General features: G+C 60.0%; 21 protein-coding genes. 15 read left to right on the forward strand and 6 right to left on the reverse strand.

The features are described 5' to 3' along the window. Positions 1 to 55: 55 nt before the first annotated feature. From ACZ3GY_RS09515 to ACZ3GY_RS09540, 6 genes are all read left to right on the forward strand, one after another. Entirely contained in the window at positions 56 to 889 is an 834-nt protein-coding gene (locus ACZ3GY_RS09515; protein WP_465909809.1) for an HAD family acid phosphatase, read from the forward strand. A 742-nt stretch (positions 890 to 1,631) separates the two neighbouring features. Beyond that, the gene (locus ACZ3GY_RS09520) at positions 1,632 to 4,547 is read left to right on the forward strand and encodes a ribonucleoside-diphosphate reductase subunit alpha (protein WP_465909810.1); all 2,916 of its coding nucleotides are present in this window, start codon (positions 1,632 to 1,634) and stop codon (positions 4,545 to 4,547) included. Positions 4,548 to 4,720: 173 nt separating this feature from the next. After that, positions 4,721 to 5,977, forward strand: a complete 1,257-nt coding sequence (locus tag ACZ3GY_RS09525; RefSeq protein WP_463564468.1) for a ribonucleotide-diphosphate reductase subunit beta — start codon at positions 4,721 to 4,723, stop codon at positions 5,975 to 5,977. A 109-nt stretch (positions 5,978 to 6,086) separates the two neighbouring features. After that, complete coding sequence (locus ACZ3GY_RS09530; protein WP_465909811.1) at positions 6,087 to 6,419, forward strand: DUF3800 domain-containing protein; 333 nt, start codon at positions 6,087 to 6,089, stop codon at positions 6,417 to 6,419. Between the two features lie 56 nt (positions 6,420 to 6,475). Next, positions 6,476 to 7,285, forward strand: a complete 810-nt coding sequence (locus ACZ3GY_RS09535) for a DUF3800 domain-containing protein (RefSeq protein WP_465909812.1) — start codon at positions 6,476 to 6,478, stop codon at positions 7,283 to 7,285. A gap of 292 nt (positions 7,286 to 7,577) precedes the next feature. Further along, a complete protein-coding gene (locus ACZ3GY_RS09540) occupies positions 7,578 to 8,114 on the forward strand; it encodes an REP-associated tyrosine transposase (protein WP_465910026.1) in 537 nt (178 codons plus the stop codon). 61 nt (positions 8,115 to 8,175) lie between these two features. On the opposite strand, the gene ACZ3GY_RS09545 is transcribed toward ACZ3GY_RS09540, so the two are convergent. Both ACZ3GY_RS09545 and ACZ3GY_RS09550 read right to left on the reverse strand, forming a co-directional pair. Then, positions 8,176 to 8,361 (reverse strand): DUF1289 domain-containing protein, encoded by a 186-nt coding sequence (locus ACZ3GY_RS09545; protein WP_465909813.1) that lies wholly within the window; start codon positions 8,359 to 8,361, stop codon positions 8,176 to 8,178. Continuing rightward, positions 8,354 to 8,716, reverse strand: coding sequence for a hypothetical protein (locus tag ACZ3GY_RS09550; RefSeq protein ID WP_465909814.1), 363 nt, complete (start codon positions 8,714 to 8,716; stop codon positions 8,354 to 8,356). Before ACZ3GY_RS09550 ends, ACZ3GY_RS09545 begins: the two co-directional genes overlap by 8 nt. A gap of 142 nt (positions 8,717 to 8,858) precedes the next feature. Here ACZ3GY_RS09550 and ACZ3GY_RS09555 point away from each other — a divergent pair, with 142 nt between their 5' ends. The 3 genes from ACZ3GY_RS09555 to ACZ3GY_RS09565 all read left to right on the forward strand — a co-directional run bounded on the left by ACZ3GY_RS09555 (position 8,859) and on the right by ACZ3GY_RS09565 (position 11,602). After that, positions 8,859 to 9,554 carry a GNAT family N-acetyltransferase gene (locus ACZ3GY_RS09555; protein WP_465909815.1) on the forward strand — a complete coding sequence of 232 codons (696 nt, stop codon included), beginning with the start codon at positions 8,859 to 8,861 and terminating at the stop codon, positions 9,552 to 9,554. A gap of 253 nt (positions 9,555 to 9,807) precedes the next feature. After that, positions 9,808 to 10,836, forward strand: a complete 1,029-nt coding sequence (locus ACZ3GY_RS09560; RefSeq protein ID WP_465909816.1) for a hypothetical protein — start codon at positions 9,808 to 9,810, stop codon at positions 10,834 to 10,836. 277 nt (positions 10,837 to 11,113) lie between these two features. Then, positions 11,114 to 11,602 carry a hypothetical protein gene (locus tag ACZ3GY_RS09565; protein ID WP_465909817.1) on the forward strand — a complete coding sequence of 163 codons (489 nt, stop codon included), beginning with the start codon at positions 11,114 to 11,116 and terminating at the stop codon, positions 11,600 to 11,602. 68 nt (positions 11,603 to 11,670) lie between these two features. Here the strand turns inward: ACZ3GY_RS09565 and ACZ3GY_RS09570 are convergent, their stop codons facing one another. After that, on the reverse strand, positions 11,671 to 12,387 hold the full coding sequence (locus ACZ3GY_RS09570; RefSeq protein WP_463564461.1) for a UTRA domain-containing protein: 717 nt from the start codon (positions 12,385 to 12,387) through the stop codon (positions 11,671 to 11,673). Positions 12,388 to 12,701: 314 nt separating this feature from the next. Here ACZ3GY_RS09570 and ACZ3GY_RS09575 point away from each other — a divergent pair, with 314 nt between their 5' ends. From ACZ3GY_RS09575 to ACZ3GY_RS09600, 6 genes are all read left to right on the forward strand, one after another. Beyond that, positions 12,702 to 13,760: an ABC transporter substrate-binding protein gene (locus ACZ3GY_RS09575; protein ID WP_465909818.1), complete on the forward strand. Its 1,059-nt coding sequence runs from the start codon at positions 12,702 to 12,704 to the stop codon at positions 13,758 to 13,760. Positions 13,761 to 13,874: 114 nt separating this feature from the next. After that, on the forward strand, positions 13,875 to 14,681 hold the full coding sequence (locus ACZ3GY_RS09580; protein ID WP_465909820.1) for an alkaline phosphatase family protein: 807 nt from the start codon (positions 13,875 to 13,877) through the stop codon (positions 14,679 to 14,681). Further along, complete coding sequence (locus ACZ3GY_RS09585; RefSeq protein ID WP_225831470.1) at positions 14,678 to 15,526, forward strand: ABC transporter permease; 849 nt, start codon at positions 14,678 to 14,680, stop codon at positions 15,524 to 15,526. Before ACZ3GY_RS09580 ends, ACZ3GY_RS09585 begins: the two co-directional genes overlap by 4 nt. After that, entirely contained in the window at positions 15,513 to 16,310 is a 798-nt protein-coding gene (locus ACZ3GY_RS09590; protein ID WP_465909821.1) for an ABC transporter permease, read from the forward strand. Before ACZ3GY_RS09585 ends, ACZ3GY_RS09590 begins: the two co-directional genes overlap by 14 nt. Continuing rightward, positions 16,307 to 17,293 carry an ABC transporter ATP-binding protein gene (locus ACZ3GY_RS09595; RefSeq protein WP_465909823.1) on the forward strand — a complete coding sequence of 329 codons (987 nt, stop codon included), beginning with the start codon at positions 16,307 to 16,309 and terminating at the stop codon, positions 17,291 to 17,293. The genes ACZ3GY_RS09590 and ACZ3GY_RS09595 overlap by 4 nt, the downstream gene beginning before the upstream one ends. Next, positions 17,293 to 17,946, forward strand: a complete 654-nt coding sequence (locus ACZ3GY_RS09600; RefSeq protein ID WP_465909824.1) for an HAD family hydrolase — start codon at positions 17,293 to 17,295, stop codon at positions 17,944 to 17,946. Before ACZ3GY_RS09595 ends, ACZ3GY_RS09600 begins: the two co-directional genes overlap by 1 nt. A 283-nt stretch (positions 17,947 to 18,229) precedes the next feature. Here ACZ3GY_RS09600 and rbsD read toward each other — a convergent pair whose 3' ends face one another. Genes rbsD through ACZ3GY_RS09615 form a run of 3 tightly spaced genes read right to left on the reverse strand, consistent with a single transcriptional unit; the run spans position 18,230 to position 20,581 of the window. Further along, a complete protein-coding gene (rbsD, locus tag ACZ3GY_RS09605) occupies positions 18,230 to 18,634 on the reverse strand; it encodes a D-ribose pyranase (RefSeq protein WP_465909825.1) in 405 nt (134 codons plus the stop codon). Further along, positions 18,631 to 19,539 (reverse strand): ribokinase, encoded by a 909-nt coding sequence (rbsK, locus tag ACZ3GY_RS09610; RefSeq protein ID WP_465909826.1) that lies wholly within the window; start codon positions 19,537 to 19,539, stop codon positions 18,631 to 18,633. The genes rbsD and rbsK overlap by 4 nt, the downstream gene beginning before the upstream one ends. Positions 19,540 to 19,582: 43 nt before the next feature. Continuing rightward, positions 19,583 to 20,581 (reverse strand): LacI family DNA-binding transcriptional regulator, encoded by a 999-nt coding sequence (locus ACZ3GY_RS09615; RefSeq protein ID WP_465909827.1) that lies wholly within the window; start codon positions 20,579 to 20,581, stop codon positions 19,583 to 19,585. Positions 20,582 to 20,584 lie beyond the last annotated feature (3 nt).

Below are 20,584 nucleotides of genomic sequence, written 5' to 3' on the forward strand. Positions count from 1 at the left end.
TTTTTGCGGCCGCTTCATCTGAACCATTGTCGGAAAAGTACAAGGAGCATCCCAAATGCGTGGCACCGCATCGTTATTGACCTTCTGCTTGCTGGGAAGCCTGCTGACTGGTTGCCAGCAAGCACCCAAGGAACATGATCAGCTCGATGCGGTGCTATGGACACAAACCTCCATCGAGCACGAGCTGCTCTATCGCCAGGTGTATGACGCCGCAACCCGCCAGTTGCAACCGGCGCTGGCCGATCCGCAATGGGATGCCCTGGCGCAACCGCCGCGCAACCTGACGGGCCTGCCACCAGCAGTGATCGTCGATATCGATGAAACGCTGCTCGACAACACGCCCGTGAATGCCAAGTCGGTTGTCGATGGCGGCGCTTATGATTACGCCGAGTGGTATCGCTGGGTGGCAAAGGCCGAAGCCCGCGCCCTGCCCGGCTCGGTCGCCTTCATGCAGACAGCGGCTCAGTCAGGTATCACGCCCTACTACTTGACCAACCGTGAACCCGGCCAGGAAGCCGACACGCTGCGCAACCTTCGCCAGGCGGGCTTCCCCATCAATGACGAGGGGCAGATCCTCACTGCGGGAACCGCCATCGGCGGCTGCCAGAGCGCCGGTTCGGACAAGACCTGCCGCCGCCAGTGGGTCGGTGAACATGCTCGGGTTCTGCTGCTGGTCGGCGACAGCTACGGCGACTTCATTGCCGCGCCCAATCGCTTGAGCGAACAACGCCAGGCTGCGCAGCCCTATGAGGCGTGGTTCGGCCAGCGCTGGTTCCTGCTGCCCAACCCGACCTACGGCGGCTGGTACACCGCGCCCTATGGTGATCGTGACGAGCTGCCCGATACGCAGAAACGCGCCCTGAAGCACAAGGCACTGGTTCTGCCATAACACGATAAAATTCTTGCGCCATCGGCTAATGGCGGCTGCCTGCAGAGAGCATCCGCGCATCTGCATATTGCAGGCCAAAGTTCCCGAATAAACCCTACATATTGTGTTTATGTGACGAAGTGAATTTCCCTCGCTAGCCCCGTAAAAAAAACTACCTGCGGCAATCAGGCCGCCGCCCCTGGCATCGCCAGTATCCATGGGCATTTGCGCCACTTACCCCGCATTAACCCACAGATTTATCCACAGGCCACAGGGCTTGCCTTAGCTCCCCCATCGCACTATCTTGTATCCCCAGCTCGCCAAACACCTACATGTTGGGTTTTTGGCAAAAATGGACACAAGCATAAATGCCCTGAAAAAGTCCATGCCCAGAGTCGTTTCGGTGCACAGAAAAACCACCGACCACCACGCTCCGGCAACTAGAACACAGCGGTATCGAACGACCCGGGTCGTTCGGCGCAAATAGAACACCGCTCGCCACGCTTGCACCGGCAACACTACATCTAGTGACCGCGTGCAGCAGGAAGCACCAGTTAAGCCAGGGATAGCGTTCCGGCCTCGAAGCAGTACCGACTGCAGCTGCGCAAAAACGCCAGCCAGTCCATCACCGCCTTTTTGCAACACCCTGCTGCCAGCCTTGTGCAGGCTTCAGGCTTTGTCGATTGGAATGAAAGCCAGGTACAGGTAACGATTCGCGGCAGAACGCTCATCCCGAAAAATTTCATTGATCATGGAGACATACATGCACACCGACACCACTCGCGAGAACCCTCAGGCCAAAACGCCTCAGGGTGAAGACGCCACTCAGGCTCTGGCTGCCACCGCGCCAGGCCAACTGCGTGTGATCAAGCGTAACGGCACCGTCGTGCCGTACACCGGTGACAAAATCACCGTCGCCATCACCAAGGCGTTTCTCGCTGTGGAAGGCGGCAATGCCGCTGCCTCGTCGCGTATCCATGACACCGTCGCTCGCCTGACCGAGCAGGTCACCGCGACCTTCAAGCGTCGCATGCCCTCCGGCGGCACCATTCATATCGAAGAGATTCAGGATCAGGTCGAACTGGCCCTGATGCGCTCCGGCGAACAGAAAGTCGCCCGCGACTATGTGATCTACCGCGAAGCCCGCAGCCAGGAACGCAAAACCGCTGGCGCCGCCGACGGCATCGCCCAGCCGCACCCAAGCATCCGCGTGACCCTGGCTGACGGCAGCATGGCGCCGCTGGACATGGGCCGCCTCAACACCATCGTCACCGAGGCCTGCGAAGGTCTGCTGGAAGTCGACGGCGCTCTGATCCAGAAAGAAACCCTGAAAAACTTGTACGACGGCGTCGCCCAGAAAGACGTCAACACCGCCCTGGTGATGACCTCCCGCACCCTGGTCGAGCGTGAGCCGAACTACAGCTACGTCACCGCCCGCCTGCTGATGGACAACATCCGCGCCGAAGGCCTGAGCTTCCTCAACGTCGCCGCCAGCGCCACTCACCACGAGATGGCCGAGCTATACGCCAAGGCTCTGCCCGCCTACGTCGAAGCCGGCGTCGAGTTCGAACTGCTCGACCCGAAACTGAAAACCTATGACCTGGAAAAACTGGGCAAGGCGATCAACCACGAACGCGACCAGCAGTTCACCTACCTGGGCCTGCAGACCCTGTACGACCGTTACTTCATCCACAAGGACGGCATCCGTTTCGAACTGCCGCAGGTGTTCTTCATGCGCGTGGCCATGGGCCTGGCCATCGAAGAGCCGAAGAACCGCGAAGACCGCGCCATCGAGTTCTACAACCTGCTCTCGAGCTTCGACTACATGTCGTCGACGCCCACCCTGTTCAACGCCGGCACCCTGCGTCCGCAGCTGTCCAGCTGCTACCTGACCACCGTGCCAGACGACCTGGGCGGCATCTACGACGCCATCCGTGACAACGCCCTGCTGAGCAAATTCGCTGGCGGTCTGGGCAACGACTGGACGCCGGTTCGTTCGCTGGGCGCCTACATCAAGGGCACCAACGGCAAATCCCAGGGCGTCGTGCCGTTCCTCAAAGTGGTCAACGACACCGCCGTCGCGGTCAACCAGGGTGGCAAGCGCAAAGGCGCCGTGTGTGCCTACCTGGAAACCTGGCACATGGACATCGAAGAGTTCATCGAGCTGCGTAAGAACACCGGTGATGACCGTCGCCGTACTCACGACATGAACACCGCCAACTGGATCCCGGATCTGTTCATGAAGCGCGTCTTCGACGACGGCAAGTGGACCCTGTTCTCGCCGAGCGAAGTACCGGATCTGCACGACCTGACCGGCAAGGCCTTCGAAGAGCGCTACGAGTACTACGAAGCGCTGAGCGAATACCCAGGCAAGATCAAACTGTTCAAGACCATCCAGGCCAAAGACCTGTGGCGCAAAATGCTCTCGATGCTGTTCGAGACCGGCCACCCATGGCTGACCTTCAAAGACCCGTGCAACCTGCGCAGCCCGCAGCAGCACGTGGGCGTGGTACACAGCTCTAACCTGTGCACCGAGATCACCCTGAACACTAACAAGGACGAGATCGCCGTCTGCAACCTGGGCTCGATCAACCTGCCGAACCACATCGTCGACGGCAAGCTGGACACCGCCAAGCTGCAGCGCACCGTAAACACCGCCGTACGCATGCTCGATAACGTCATCGACATCAACTACTACTCGGTGCCGCAAGCGCGCAACTCCAACTTCAAGCACCGTCCGGTTGGTCTGGGCATCATGGGCTTCCAGGACGCGCTGTACCTGCAGCACATCCCGTACGGCTCCGACGCCGCCGTCGACTTCGCCGACAAATCCATGGAAGCGGTCAGCTACTACGCCATCCAGGCTTCCTGTGACCTGGCCGACGAGCGTGGCGCCTACGAAACCTTCCAGGGTTCGCTGTGGAGCAAGGGCGTTCTGCCGCTGGATTCCCAGCAGATCCTCATCGAGGCCCGCGGCCAGAAGTACATCGACGTCGACCTGAACGAAACCCTGGACTGGGCGCCGGTGCGTGCTCGCGTACAGAAAGGCATTCGTAACTCGAACATCATGGCCATCGCGCCGACCGCGACCATCGCCAACATCACCGGCGTATCGCAGTCCATCGAGCCGACTTACCAGAACCTGTACGTGAAATCGAACCTGTCGGGCGAATTCACCGTGATCAACCCCTACCTGGTTCGCGACCTCAAGGCTCGCGGCCTGTGGGACTCGGTCATGATCAACGACCTCAAGTACTACGACGGCTCCGTGCAGCAGATCGAGCGCATCCCGCAAGAACTGAAAGACCTGTACGCCACCGCCTTCGAAGTCGACACCAAGTGGATCGTCGATGCCGCCAGCCGTCGCCAGAAGTGGATCGACCAGGCGCAATCGCTCAACCTGTACATCGCTGGTGCCTCGGGCAAGAAGCTCGACGTGACCTACCGCATGGCCTGGTACCGTGGCCTGAAAACCACCTACTACCTCCGTGCCCTGGCCGCGACCAGCACCGAGAAGTCCACCATCAGCACCAGCAAACTCAACGCGGTGTCCAGTGGTGGCGACCAAGGCCTCAGCGCAGCACCTGCTGCAGCGCCGGCCAATGAGGCCTCCCCTGGTCCGGCTCCAGTTCCGAAGGCATGCGCCATCGACGAGCCGGATTGCGAAGCCTGCCAATAAGAGGTATCCGCCGGGTTGCAGCCTTCACTGCAATCCGGCACCGATAACGCGAAGCCAGGCGCAGCCCTGGCAATAATCAGCCGTAGCGCTCTGCGTGCACCGCGAGCCACCGACGATTAGCCACTATCCATACAGGCCGGCCCACATGCCGACCCTCAAGCAGGAGCCAACCCATGCTGAGCTGGGATGAATTCGACAAGGAAGACGGCGCAGAAGCTGCCGCTCCCAACAAACAATCCGCGGCGCAAATCAGTGCCGACATGAGCCTGGAAAAGCTCAACCAGGTCGGTGGCAACGCCGCCCTCGAGGCCCGCGCCGTTGATGCCAACGACTCCGATGCCATCGCCCGTGCGAAAAAGGCCCTGAACGACCTCGACATCCAGGAAGGCCTGGATGACCTGGAAGGCGCCTCTGGCCGTGTGGAAGTTGGCGACAAGCAGATGATCAACGCCCGTGCCGACCTCAACCAGCTCGTACCCTTCAAGTACGACTGGGCCTGGCAGAAGTATCTGGATGGTTGCGCCAACCACTGGATGCCGCAGGAAGTGAACATGAACGCCGACATCGCGCTGTGGAAATCCACAGACGGTCTCAGCGAAGACGAGCGCCGCATCGTCATGCGCAACCTCGGCTTCTTCTCCACCGCCGACAGCCTGGTTGCCAACAACCTGGTACTGGCCGTGTACCGCCTGATCACCAACCCCGAGTGCCGCCAGTACATCCTGCGCCAGGCCTTCGAAGAGGCGATCCACACCCACGCCTACCAGTACTGCATCGAATCGCTGGGCATGGATGAAGGCGAGATCTTCAACATGTACCACGAGATCCCGAGCGTCGCGAAGAAAGCCTCCTGGGGCCTCAAGTACACCCGCTCGATCTCCGATCCCAAGTTCGAAACCGGCACCCCGGAAACCGATCGCCAGTTCCTCAAGAACCTGATCGCCTACTACTGCGTACTCGAAGGCATCTTCTTCTACTGCGGCTTCACCCAGATCCTCTCCATGGGCCGCCGCAACAAGATGACCGGCACGGCCGAGCAGTTCCAATACATCCTGCGCGACGAATCCATGCACCTGAACTTCGGTATCGACGTGATCAACCAGATCAAGATCGAAAACCCGAGCCTGTGGGACGCGCAGATGAAAGACGAAGCGACCCAGATGATTCTGCAGGGCGCCCAGCTGGAAATCGAATACGCCCGCGACACCATGCCCCGCGGCGTACTCGGCATGAACGCAGCGATGATGGAGGACTACCTCAAATTCATCGCCAACCGCCGCCTGACCCAGATCGGCCTGAAAGAAGAATACCCAGGTGCCAGCAACCCCTTCCCATGGATGAGCGAAATCATGGACTTGAAGAAAGAGAAAAACTTCTTCGAGACCCGTGTGATTGAGTATCAGACTGGTGGAGCGTTGAGCTGGGATTGATGTCAGTTTGAAATCACGCTAGATTTACCCAACACCTGCCATGGATGTTGGGAATGAAGCTGAATAAAAAGCCCCGCCTAGTGCGGGGCTTTTTATTGGCGAGGAATATATGCTTACTGAAAAACATTACGCATATGTCGACGAGTCGGGAAATACAAGCTTAAACATAGAGAAGGACGGAACATCAGAATACTATGTAGTGTGCGCGGTAATTATTTCAGAACACAATTTAAAGCAAAATGAAAAAGTTGCTGAAGCAATAAGAGAAAGGCACTTCAAAACAAGCGAAATAAAATCAAGCAACGTCGGACATAAAAGCCATAACCGCAGAACGCAAATACTAAAAGACCTAGCTAAGCTAGAGATAAGGCTTGAGGTTATCGCAATAAAAAATCCGAAATATACCCAGATAGCGGCCTTAAGCATAAAAGATCCTTCATAAAATATGGAACAAGCATACTATATAAAAACCTATACGAAACATACCCCACCATTGAGGTGCTAGCTGATGAGCATGGGTCGCCAGAATTCAAATCCTCGCTAGAAGCGTACGTCAATAGGAAATTTGATTTAATCGACTCTACCTCGGCCTTCGGAACAGCAAAGAGCCATGAATCTATATTAATTCAAGTAGCTGACTTCTATGCGGGCACGATAGCGCACATATACGAGGAAAAATGCCCACCACATATTGCCCTGAAGTACTTAAATCAAATCAGAGAAAAGCAGAATTCGTTTATTGAGTGGCCAATACGATACACATCACCTCCCCAATCTAAATCATCAAACCCCCAAGACCGAAAGGTATACGAAATCGCTATAAAAAGCGCATATGATTACCTTTCTAAAACACCAAAATCTGCTGATCAATCTAAAAGACTACAAACGGCGATACTGAAATTCTTGCTTTTCAAAAATACACTAGAGGGAATGTCCAACTACATAAGCACGGGAGAAATAGAGAATCACTTGAAAAATATTGGACTCACAGACATCACACAACAAATGCTACGCACTGGAGGAATTGCAAAACTTCGAGACGAAAGCGTCATAATTGCGAGCAGCCCAAATGGTTACAAAATACCGACATCTCTATCTGACATCCAAGACTATCTAAACAAAGTAACATCTCAAATAATCCCCATATTGGATCGCGTTAAAAAAATGCATAACCATTATCGCACCCAATCTGCAGGAACACTTGAAATGATCAATAAAGACAGCGCAGGAGACCTATGCAGCTTAATAAAAGCTAGCGATCCCGCATGGCAAAAACTCCAAGAGCAACTTATCAAAGATAAAAATTAAAAACTCCAAAAACCCTACCCCCCCTATGCTTCGAATTAAAATCCGGAGCGTTTTTATGTCACCCTCTCCTACCGTTTTCGCCCTTACGGTGGTGGATGAAAAAAGCGTCATTGATCGTTCCCACGCTCCGCGTGGTAATGCAGCCCTCGACGCTCTGCGTCGAAAACTACCAAACTCGACACCTCAACTAATCTCTATCGCGGATCAAAAAGCAGGACGCGGAGCGTCCGAGAAGGCGTACCGCGCGGAGCGTGGGTACGATCAGATAGCACTCGATTCAAGGAAGAATCCAATGGGCCGCAGCCGCTACGTCATCACCGAACCGGAAAAACCACACTTTCTCACCTGCACGGTGATGGAATGGCTACCGCTGTTCACTCGCCCCACGCTGGTCGAAATTCTGCTCGATTGCTGGCGCTATCAACAGGCAAACCAGGGCTTGCGCCTTTATGGCTACGTCGTTCTGGAAAATCACCTGCACTTCGTTGCCCAAGCGCCTGACCTGGGCAAATGTGTCAGCGGGTTCAAGTCGTTCACTGCACGGCAAATCATCGATCACCTGCAAGAGCGACGGACAGAGCATTTGCTGGAGCGACTGCGCTTCGCCAAGCGCGCGCACAAGGCTGATCGTGTGTATCAACTCTGGCAGGAGGGTTCACATGCGGAGCTGGTGTACAGCAACGAAGTGATGAGGGAAAAGCTCGACTACATCCATCACAACCCAGTCAAACGTGGCTATGTAGACCGAGCCGAGCATTGGCGTTATTCCAGTGCCAGGAATTATGCGGGGCTGGCGGGATTGATTGAGGTAGACCGGTGGGATTCGTGACGCGGAGCGTCACTGGCTGCATTCCCACGCAGAGCGTGGGAACGATCACTCTCTGCCCTGCTCATTTGCTTTTCTTCTTGGCAAGCGCCTTCATCCGCGTCGCTGCCTTCTGCACGGCGGCCATCTTCTCGGGGCGTTTCATGCCGCGCCATTTGCGGATTTCCTCTCGGGTGCGGCCGCAGCTCACGCACATTTCGCTGTTGAGCTGGCACAGCGACACGCAGGGGTTTTCGATGTCTTTAGCCACGCTTGCCGCTCACCGGCTGCGCACCACGATTACCGGACGCGGGTGTCAGGCGTTGCTCGGAGCGGAACTCGACGTGAGCGGCGATGTTCGACACAGTGATGCCAACCTCTTCAAAGGCGGCCAGCGTCAGGGCATACATTCTCGCCTTGTCCGGGCTGGCGATTGCACTCTCCTTGCTCGCTTCGGTATCAAACACCCAGGTCACTTTCAAGCTCTGCGGAAAGCGTTCGTAGTCAACGTCATGGGTAAGCCACTGGAAGCCGACGATCTCGCTTTTGGCCGTCTCGCAGGCAGTGGTCAGCGTACGAGCCAGCTCGCGCTCCATGCCCGAGTATTTGCGTTTCAACGATGCCATAAGCCTCTGCCAGATTTGAATCCGATGTTGCGCAATTTTACCTGAAGCCCCTGGCAGATAACGCCCCGATCATCTCGTCCCGCCGCCACAGCCACAGGCGTTACAATGGCGCCCGCCGATTCACACAAGAGCCCGCCTTTCGATGTTCACCCTCGTACACCTGAATGCCACACCGCCCGAGTCCCTGAAAAGCCAGGTACTGCAGATGGTGGTGGACTATTTCAGCGATATCAGCCCGGTGTCGCTGACGCCCAGTAACCCGCTTTATCAGTTGTACCAGTACGTGATCGGCTACGAGGTGCACCTGTATCTGCAGGCCATGAACGGTAACGCCGACAGCCCCACACAGCTGATCCTGGCGCTGGATGACGAAGACCCGTCCCAGGTGCTGGGTTTTACCCTGTACCTGCCCAGCCAGGATGACGCCGAGGCCTGCACCCTCGCCTACATGGCCGTACAGACCAGCCATCGCAGGCACGGTGTGGCGCGGGCCATGCTGCAGCGGATCATCGAGCGCCACCCGCATGTGGAGCTGGCCTGCGCGGCGAGCAAGGTGCCAACCTTCGAGGCCATGGGCTTTCGTGTGCTGGCGGCGCAGGGATCGCAGGTGTCGATGAATACCCGCAGCTATCGCTCGGACGGCATGGTGGCGGTGCAGGATCTCATGCCGATCTACCAGTCCACTGAAGTGCGGCAGATCCATGCGTATCTGTTAAAGCAACACGGCAAGAAAGCCATGAGCGAGGCGGAGAAGAAGCGCGACCGGCTGCTCGACCAGATGGCCCATCAGGCTGAGCTGCTGGTGCGCGAGCGGCTTGCCTATGGCTCCATTCATTGATCGCTTTCGTGAAACAGGGTGCCTTTCCGGCACTCTGAACGAGTGGCAGATGCACCCTTGGCTCTAACGCTCATGCCCTGACAACAGCCTGCTTTTGTTGCGGGTCGGCGGCAAATTCAAAAAGCCCGATGTCAGGCACAGGGCCTAGAAAATCTCCCCGAAAATCCAGTCCAAACTTTCCCGTTCGCGCCACAGTCATTTGTAGTAACGAGATATTTCGCTCGTTCTGCCATTGCCTTGAGGGGCTGCCATTATGATCCGCGACGACCGTACTGCTCCAGTCGGCTACACCCAACCCGTTTACCATGACTCCACTGCTGTGGCGCCACTGCTCAAGCGCATTTCCTGGAGTGCGATTGTGGCGGGGGTCGTACTCGCCATGGTGGTATCACTGCTACTCAACCTGCTGGGCACGGCCATCGGCAGCGCCAGCATCGATCCGTTGCAAGAAGCCGACCCGCTGTCGGGCATCGGCACGGGCGCTGCCATCTGGGTGGTGATCAGTGCGGTGATTTCGCTGTTCATCGGTGGCTGGGCAGCGGGTCGCCTGGCACAGCGTGAGGGTGCCTTTCATGGCCTGCTGGTTTGGGCCAGCGTTTCGCTGATCACCGTGTACCTGGTCTCCAGCGCCGTAACCGGCGTGGTGCGTGGCGGCCTGAATCTGGCTGGCAGTGGTATGTCGGCACTGGGCAGCGGCATCGCCCAGGTCGCACCGGCACTGGGCGGCAAGATTCAGGATCAGCTGCGCGAACAGGGTATCGAGTTCAATCTGGACGATATTCAGGGCGAGCTCGAACAAGCCATGCGTCAGACTGGCAAGCCTGAACTGAACCCGGAGAACCTCAACCAGCAAGCGCAAGCCACTCAGCAAGATGCGCAGAACACCGCCCAGCGCAGCGCTGAAAACCCTCAACAGGCCGGCGAGCAACTGGGCAGCCTGCTGGATCGCATCAAAGCCAAGGGCGACCAGGCCTGGGACGCTGCCGACCGTGAAGCGCTGGTCAATCTGATCAAGGCACGCGGCAACAAGACCGACGCCGAGGCCAACCAGATCGTCGATCAGGCACAAGCCAGTTATCGCCAGGCTTACGCCAAGTATCAGGAACTGAAAACCCAAGCCGAGCAGAAAGCCCGTGAAGCAGCTGAAGTAGCGGCCAAGCGCGTTTCCCAGGGTGCCTGGATTCTGCTGATTACCCTGGTGATCTCAGGGCTGGTGGCGGCTGGTGCCGGTGTACTGGGTCGCCGCACCCAGCCACCTGCAAAAGTAGTGGCTGCCGTCTGATCCACGCGCACCGCATCGGCTGAAGCAGGCCGTAAAACATGCCCGCAATGACAGCTCATCGGTCGTTGCGGGCATTTTTTTGCCAACTACATGAGAGCGCACCCCATGGCAGCGCTAGCCGACCTTCGTTTTGAGAGCCGGCAGCGTGCTCGGATTGGCACACCGGTGAAACAGGGAGCGCCGCACAGTTTTCCATGTGCACCATCACCGATAATGCCTGCGCGAGTGAGTGCTGCTAACGAACGCGTTGGCAGATTCCGACTTCAGGAACCCGTATATGGACATCCGCTTTCTGACCTTCCCCGATTTCCACAACGTCTATTTCTACCGGTTCATCACCCTGGCCATTCTCGTGGCAAGCAGTGGTTTGGTTCTGATCAAAGCGCCCAGCACGCCCCTCCCCGAGCTGCTGCTGATCGGCGTCTGCCTGCTGAGCATGTCGTGGCGCTTCGCCCTGGAATGGCGAATGCTCGCAAAAGCCGGCCCGGCCTCTATCCATAATGATGAGCTGATCGTCTCCAGCGACGCGACCGACCAGAAGATTGCGCTGACGAAAATTCGCTCGGTAACCTCCAGGCACAGCATTTTCATGGTGCGGCGCTACCGGTCATGGAGCGATCACTTGGCGTTTTTAGAGTTCACGTTGAACAACGGAGAGCGCATTTACACCCTGGTGGAAAGCGCTGTGTTGGAGTTTCCAGCGGGTAAGCAAACCCTGAGCACGGTCAATGCGGCCGTTCTTGCCGCCAAGATAAAGAGCCTGTGAGTTGACGGTGAAACGCGGCGACTGAACTCAGGAGCCGCGCACCGCTCTGCAATGCCTTTTACCGGCGCCTAATCCGGCACTTCCACGCTGATATGAATTGCGTCATGGCGCCAGTACTCGAGGTCGCAGTCGATCAGGCGGCCGCGCTGGTCGCGGTTGACCCGGATGATGCGCAGCGCCGGGCTGCCGGGCGCCACCTTCAGCGCTGCAGCGGCGTCGGCATGCAGGGCGGTGGGCACCATATCGAAACGCACGCGACCGTAATGCACGTCGTATTCGCTGGCATACAACTCGGTCAACGAACGGGTCAGGTCGTAATCGAGGATGCCGGGAAAATAGTCAGGGTTCAGGTAATGCTCGACATACAGCACCAGGCGCCCGTCGATGCGCCGTGCCCGGCGGATCTGGTAGACGCTGGATAGCCCGGACAAGCCCAGCAACTGGCACACCTGCGAGTGTGCCGGCATCAGTCGGGCACTCAGCACTTCGGTGGCAGGCACTCTGCCCTGCTCGGCGACCATGGCGTGAAAGTGGGTGCGCACCAGTGGGTTGTAGGCGACCCGCGCTGGCGAGACGAACCAGCCGCGGCGCTCCTCGCGGTACACCAGGCCCTGAGCTTCCAGCTGCCCGAGCGCCTCACGCAGGGTGATTCGTGTGGTGTCGAACAATTCGCTCAGACGCCGCTCGGCCGGCAACTTGGCACCGGCAGGCAGCAGGCCGTGCTCGATCTGTTCCTGCAACGCCCGGCAAATGGTGGTGACGGCCCGTGGCGTGTCGTCGCGCATCACGCTGATTCCTTTTGGACTAGACCAGCCCCATTACAGGGCACGTAACAGCCATTAGCTGGCTGCAATGCTTGCTCACAAGCCTAGGCAAGCCGGATGACCGGCAGATGACAGGCTGCTTTCAAGCACGCCCCATGCCAGTGACAAGCCCGCCAATTCAAAGGCTTAACCTGGTCTACGCTTGCTGAGCGGGGCCTCGCTGAAGGCTCCGAATGTGCGCGACGACCATACCGACACAAAACTGTCATTGGCGCCGCCTACATTGGCTTGGGTCTTGCTGATCTAGACCAACCCTCAACGCAAAGGAGTTTCCAATGAAACAACTGCTACTGGCATCGCTGATGGGCAGCGCCATCGCTCTGGCTTCCCAAGCCATGGCCGCCGAGACGGATATAACTGCACTGGAACAGGCCGCACGCAAAGAAGGCGCCGTGAACAGCGTCGGCATGCCGGACAGTTGGGCCAACTGGAAGGACACCTGGCAGGATCTGAGCGACAAGTACGGCCTCAAGCACATGGACACCGACATGAGCTCGGCCCAGGAAATCGCCAAGTTCGCCGCCGAAAAAGACAACGCCAGCGCCGACATCGGTGACGTGGGCGCCGCCTTCGGCCCGATCGCCGTGCAGCAGGGCGTGACCCAGCCTTACAAGCCGACCACCTGGAGCCAGATCCCGGAGTGGGCCAAGGATGCCGACGGCCACTGGATGCTCGCCTACACCGGCTCCATCGCCTTCATCGTCAACAAGCAGCTGGTCAAGGACACCCCGAAAAGCTGGGCTGACCTGAAAACCGGCAAATACCGCGTGGCAATCGGTGACGTCAGCGCTGCTGCTCAGGCCGTCAACGGCGTGCTGGCTGCGGCCATCGCCAACGGTGGCGACGAGAAGAACATCCAGCCGGGCCTGGACTACTTCGCCGAAATCGCCGAACAGGGGCGCCTGTCGCTGGCCAACCCGACCATCCAGACCCTGGAGAAAGGCGAAGTGGAAGTGGGTATCGTCTGGGACTTCAACGGCCTGAGCTACCGCGACCAGATCGATCCGAATCGCTTCGAAGTGCTGATCCCTTCCGACGGCTCGGTGATCTCCGGCTACACCACCATCATCAACAAATACGCCAAGAACCCCAACGCCGCCAAGCTGGCCCGCGAGTACATCCTCAGCGACGCCGGGCAGATCAACCTGGCCAAGGGCAACGCCCGCCCGATCCGCGCCGAGCACCTGACCCTGCCGGCTGAAGTGCAGGCCAAGCTGCTGCCCAACGAGCAGTACGCTAAGGTCAAGCCGATCAAGGATCCCGCCGCCTGGGAAACGACCTCGAAAACCCTGCCGCAGCTGTGGCAGGAAAACGTGATCATCAATATGGAGTAATCCAGGCACCGTGTAGCCCGGGTCGAGCGAAGCGAAACCCGGGAAACCTGCCCTGGGTATCGCTTCGCTCAACCCAGGCTACGTCTCTACGTCCCTCTCAACCCAGGATCACCCATGCCGTCCAAGGTCATCCTCGTCATTCTCGACGGTCTCAATTACGAGGTCGCTCGGCATGCGCTCGGCCATCTGCAGGCGTATCGCGCCGCTGGCCGTGCTGCGCTGTACAAACTCGAGTGCGAGCTGCCTTCGCTGTCCAGGCCGCTCTACGAGTGCATTCTCACCGGCGTGACACCGATCGACAGCGGCATCGTGCACAACAACGTGGTGCGCCTGAGCCATCAACGCAGCGTGTTCCACTATGCCCGCGCCGCCGGGCTGAGCACTGCGGCTGCCGCCTACCACTGGATGAGCGAGCTGTATAACCGTGCGCCCTTCGTGGCGGCCCGTGACCGCCATACCAGTGACGTCGAGCTGCCGATCCAGCACGGGCATTTCTACTACGCCGACCATTACCCGGACTCGCACCTGTTCGACGATGCCGAGAGCCTGCGCCTCGCGCATGCGCCAGACTTTCTACTGGTGCACCCGATGAACATCGACGACGCCGGCCACAAGCACAGCCTCGACAGCAGCCAGTACCGCAACGCGGCGCGGGTCGCCGACATCCTGCTGGCCGGCTACCTGCAGACCTGGCTGGACGCTGGCTATCAGGTGCTGGTGACCGCCGATCACGGCATGAACGACGACCGCTCGCACAACGGCCTACTGCCCGAAGAGCGCGAAGTGCCGCTGTTCGTACTCGGCGATGCCTTCAGCCTCGATGAAACAGCGACACCAAAGCAGCTGGAGCTGTGCGGCACCCTCTGCGACCTGCTCGGAGTGCTCCATGACAAACCTTCGTGCCGGGAGTTGTTGAAATGAGCACCACCAGCAAACCACGGGGCAAATGGCTGGCACTGCTGTGCCTGTTGCCCTTCGCGGTGTTTTTCATCGCCTTCCAGATCGCCCCGCTGGTATGGGTGGCGCTCAACAGCCTGAATACGCCGGATGGCTGGGGCCTGGGCAATTTCGAGAAGGCGTTTTCCTCGAAGTTCTACATGCAGGCGGTCAAGCACAGCCTGCAAATCGCTTTCTGGTCGAGCGTGTTCGGCATGCTCATCGCCATCATCGGCAGCTACTCGCTGCGCCAGGTGGATTCGAAACTGCGTGACTTCGTCATCGCCTTTTCCAACATGACCAGCAACTTCGCAGGCGTGCCGCTGGCCTTCGCCTTCATCATCCTGCTCGGGTTCAACGGCGCGTTGACCCTGCTGCTGATCCAGGCCGGGCTGATCGAGAGCTTCAACCTGTACTCGAAGAATGGCCTGATCGTGCTCTATACCTACTTCCAGATTCCCCTCGGCGTACTGCTGCTCTACCCCGCCTTCGATGCCCTGCGTCAGGACTGGCGCGAGTCGGCAGCCCTGCTTGGCGCCGGCACCTGGGACTTCTGGCGGCATATCGGCCTGCCGGTACTGACCCCGGCGCTGCTCGGCACCTTCGTCATCCTGCTGGCCAATGCCCTGGGCGCCTACGCCACGGTGTATTACCTGACCACCGGCAACTTCAACGTGCTGCCGATCCGCATCGCCGCGATGATTTCCGGGGACATTTCTCTAGATCCGAACATGGCCAGCGCCCTGGCTATGATCCTGGTCGGCCTGATGGCAGCGATCACCCTCGTACACCAGTTGCTGCTGCGAAGGAGCTACCATGTCCCGCGCTGATGTTCCTGCTGCCAGCCTCTACCACCGCGTGGTGGTCTGGGTGCTGTTCCTGATCCTGCTGCTGCCGCTGGCCGGTACTCTGCTCTATTCGCTTTCCACCAGCTGGTCAGCGACCATCCTGCCGGACGGCCTGACGTTCAAGTGGTACCTGGAGCTCTGGGGAGAGCCGCGCTTTCTCAAGGCGTTCGGCCAGTCGCTGCTGGTCTGCTTCGGCGCCCTGGCGCTGTCGGTGGTGCTGATCCTGCCGCTGCTGTTCGTCGTGCATTACCACTTCCCCAAGCTCGATGCGGTAATGAACGTGCTGATCCTGCTGCCGTTCGCCGTGCCGCCGGTGGTATCAGCCGTGGGCCTGCTGCAGTTGTATGGCTCCGGCCCGCTGGCCATGGTCGGCACGCCGTGGATTCTGATCGGCTGCTACTTCACCATCGCCCTGCCATTCATGTACCGGGCCATCACCAACAACCTGCAAGCGATCAACCTGCGTGACCTGATGGACGCCGCCCATCTGCTCGGCGCCAGCACCTGGAAAGCCGCCTTTCTGGTGGTGCTGCCCAACCTGCGCAAGGGCTTGATGGTGTCGCTGTTCCTGTCCTTCAGTTTTCTGTTCGGCGAATTCGTGTTCGCCAACCTGCTGGTCGGCACGCGCTACGAAACCCTGCAGGTGTACCTCAACAACATGAAGAACAGCAGCGGCCACTTCAACAGCGCCCTGGTGATCTCCTACTTCTTTTTCGTCCTGGTGTTCACCTGGGCGGCCAATCGACTGAACAGGGACAAGGCATGAGCTTCCTGAGCATCCAGAACCTGCACAAAAGCTACGGCGGCACCTCGATCTTCAGCGACATCAACGCCGAAATCGAACAGGGCGAATTCGTCACCCTGCTGGGCCCATCGGGCTGCGGCAAATCCACCCTGCTGCGCTGCATCGCCGGCCTCACCGAGGTCAATGGCGGCAAGATCCTGCTCGGCGGCGAAGACCTGGTGCCCCTGGCACCACAGAAGCGCGGCATCGGCATGGTGTTCCAGAGCTACGCGCTGTTCCCCAACATGACCGCCGCGCAGAACGTCGCCTTCGGCCTGCGAATGCAGAAGACCGGCAAGGGCGAATCAGCCCAGCGCGTGCAGGAAGCCCTGGCCATGGTCGAGCTCGGCGACTTCGCCAGCCGCTACCCGCATCAGCTCTCCGGCGGCCAGTGCCAGCGCGTCGCCCTGGCCCGCTCGCTAGTCACCCGCCCGCGCCTGTTGCTGCTCGACGAACCGCTGTCGGCGCTCGACGCACGCATCCGCAAACACCTGCGCGAGCAGATCCGCAGCATCCAGCAGGAACTCGGCCTGACGACGATTTTCGTCACTCACGATCAGGAAGAAGCCCTGGTGATGAGCGACCGCATCTTCCTGATGAACGCCGGGCGCATCGTCCAGAGCGGCGACGCGGAAACCCTCTACACCGCCCCTGCTGATGCCTTCGCGGCCGGCTTCATCGGCAACTACAACCTGCTCGACGCGGCCACCGCCAGCCGCCTGCTCGGCTATCCGGTTAGCAGCCAGGTGGCCATCCGCCCGGAAGCCATCGTGCTCGGCCAGGGCACGATCGCAGCGCGGATTCGCAGTCACAGCCTGCTCGGTAATATCATCCGCTACCGGGTGGAAGCCGACGGTGTGGAACTGCTGGTCGACGTGCTCAATCGCAGCGCGGACGACCTGCACGCCGACGGCCACTCAATCTCATTGGATATCGCGGCGAATGCCGTGCGAGAGGTAGCTTAATGGCTCTGGCAATTTTCGATCTCGACGAAACCCTGATCAATGGCGACTGCGCCAGCTTGTGGAGCGAGCACATGGCCACGCTCGGCTGGGTCGACGGGGAAAGTTTCATCGCCAAGGATCATCAGCTGATGGCGCTGTACGCCGAAGGCAAACTGGCCATGGAGGACTACATGACCTTCAGCCTGTCGCCGCTGGTGGGGCGAACGCCGGAAGAAGTCGCCTTCGTCGTCGAGCCCTTCGTGGAAGACGTGATCGAACCGATCTTCTTCAGCGACGCCACCCGCTGCCTGGCCAACCACCGCGCAGCCGGCGACCGCATCCTGATCATCTCCGCCTCGGCGCACTTTCTGGTCAGCGCCATCGCCGAACGGCTGAAGGTTCAGGAGGTACTGGCCATCGACCTGCACGAAGAATACGGCCACTACAGCGGCAAGACCGAGGGCGTGCTGACCTACCGTGAAGGCAAGGTCACCCGCCTGCATGCCTGGCTGGAAGAGCAAGGCGAAAGCCTGGAAGGCGCCTACTTCTACTCCGACTCACGCAACGACCTGCCGCTGTTGCAACGGGTCGACAAGCCCCACGCGGTGAACCCCGATCCGGCACTGCGCGAGTATGCCGAACGCGAAGGCTGGCCGATCCTGAGCTGGTCTTGAGCCCGCCTGGAAACTGTTGATGATCTTTCGAAGCAGCTTTCCAGCCATCCCAAACCAATAGCAGTGAAGTGGTGATTTTGGACGTTCGCGATCTCGTGGGAGGGGCTTTAGCCGCGAGCTCTTTACGCCTAGCTAGGAAAAATCGAGGCTAAAGCCTCTCCCACAAAAGCTCTGCTCACCGTCCGCACATGCCTTGAAGCAGCTTTGTACAGCTCACCAAATCGAACAACCGCTATCGCCTTGAAGCAGCCCTGATAGCGCGTCAGAAAAGATCATGAGCACCTTAGAACGTCACACCCGCGATCAGCACAATGTTGCTGTAGGGCCGGCACTCACCCGTACGGATTTGTACTCGAGCCTTGGCACAGGCGACCTTGAGCTCCTCGTGGCTGACCAATTGGCGCTCGCCCAGCTCGCCTTGGGCGGCCAGAGACTCGATGGCCTCTAGCGCCAGAGGCGCCACCTCCAGGGTTTCCCGGGCCAGCAGATGGCCCTGCACCTGCATCTCGCTCAGCACCACCCGCAAGGTGGTAACGAAGTCCGGCACGCCGGCGGTCAGCGCCAGGTCGATGCACGGCGTACCCGGCGGCACCGGCATGCCGGCATCGCCGATGACGATGATGTCGCCATGGCCGAGCCGGGCGATGGCGGCGGAGAGCGCAGCGTTGAGCAGGGGCGTCTTCTTCATGCGGGCAACTCGTGGCGATAAGGAATTGAAGGCTGTGCGCCGGGCCGGGTAACCGCCAGTGCAGCAGCTTGCTGGCCCAGGCCGATGGCTGATTCCAGCGTCTGCCCGGCAGCCAGCGCGGCGGCGAAACCGCCGACGAAGGTATCGCCAGCGGCCGTGGTATCCACGGCCACCACCGGGGCCACGGCGAAATGCGCGTGACGCTCGGCATCGGCGTAGAGCACGCCCTGAGCGCCCAGGGTGATCAGCACACGGCGAGCGCCGACCTGCAGCAACCGTTGCGCAGCGTGCAGGGCCGACTCGGGTGAGTCCACCGGCAGGCCGGTGAGCGCCGCGGCCTCACTCTCATTGGGGATCAGGTAATCGGCCAGCCCGTACCAGTGTGCTGGCAGCGGCCCACTGGCGGGCGCCGGATTGAGGATCACCGTGCAGCCGGCCTCGCGGCCACGTCTCATTGCCGCCTCGACGGTGGCTTGCGGCACTTCCAGTTGCACCACCAGCACCTGGGCGGCGGCCAGCAGCGCCGCCTGCGCATCGAGGTGAGCGGGCGTCAGGGCGCCATTGCCACCGGCGACGATGACAATCGCGTTCTGTCCGGCGTCATCCACCAGAATCGAGGCGATCCCCGTCGGCACACCCTCGATCTCGCTGACCGCCGTGCAATCGATACCTTCCACGAGCAGCGCAGTACGCAAGCGTGCGCCGTAGGCATCGGCACCGACGCAGCCGATCATCGCCACCTGCGCGCCGAGGCGTGCCGCCGCGACCGCCTGGTTGGCGCCCTTGCCGCCCGCAGCCGTGGCGAAGTCATGCCCGGCCAGGGTTTCGCCACCACGGGGCAGGCGCGGCGCACGCACGATCAAATCCATGTTCAAGCTACCCACTACCACCAGATTGCCTTGCATCTGTACCTGCTCCTCAGGACGCTGATGCGCCCACTGGGTAATTTCAGCCGCCCGCAGCGGCGGTGGACTCGCGCACCATCAGGGTCGGTTCGAGCAGCCATTGTTCGGGTTCGAGTTCCGGCGTGCGCACCCGCTGCAGCAAGCGCTCGGCAGCGCGCTCGCCAAGCTGGCCGATGTGCTGGCCAACGGTGGTCAGGGCCGGGTGCAAATAGCGACTCACTTCGATGTCGTCGAAACCCACCAGTGACAGCTCCTGAGGCACCCGCACACCACGCTCCGCAGCAGCGCGCAGCACGCCGAGGGCGATCATGTCGTTACCGGCGAAAATCGCCGTCGGCCGCGCCTCACCGCTCAGCAGGCCAAGCGCAGCCGCGTGCCCCGCCGGGCTGGTGAAGGCGCAGTGGGTCGGCTCGCCAGCTGGCAAGCCTGCCTCGACCAACGCACGTTGATAGCCCGCCACCCGCAACTGCGCCACCTGGGTATCGATCGGCCCGGCGATGCAGGCGATGCGTCGATGACCGAGCTCGAGCAGATGCCGGGTCGCCAGGTAGCCACCCTTTTCATGGTCGATCTGCAGGCGATCCGCACTGACCCCGTCGAGGGACCGGTCGACCAGCATCAGCGGCAGGCGTACCGCTGCCAGGGCCTGGGCGAAGGCCGCGTCGCGTGTCACGGTGGCTACGATCAGGCCATCGATACGGCGCTCCAGCAACACCCGCAGGTAACGCAACTGTTTGGCACCGTCGTCGTCGGAATTGCACAGGATCACGCTGTAGCCGTTGCGCTCGGCGTGATCCTCGATGCCCCGCGCCAACTCGGCGAAATAGGGGTTACTGGCGTTCGGCACCAGCAGGCCGATGGTGCCGGTGGCGCGGGCTCTCAACGACCGCGCCACGCCACTGGGCACGTAGCCCAGCTCGGCAATGGCCGCCTGCACCTTGTCGCGTACGCTGTCACTGACCGGGCGCGTGCCGTTCACCACGTGTGAGACCGTGGTGTAGGAAATACCGGCGCGCGCGGCGACGTCCTTGATGGTGGCCATGGA

The organism is Pseudomonas sp. PME37.24/006 (assembly GCF_055556635.1).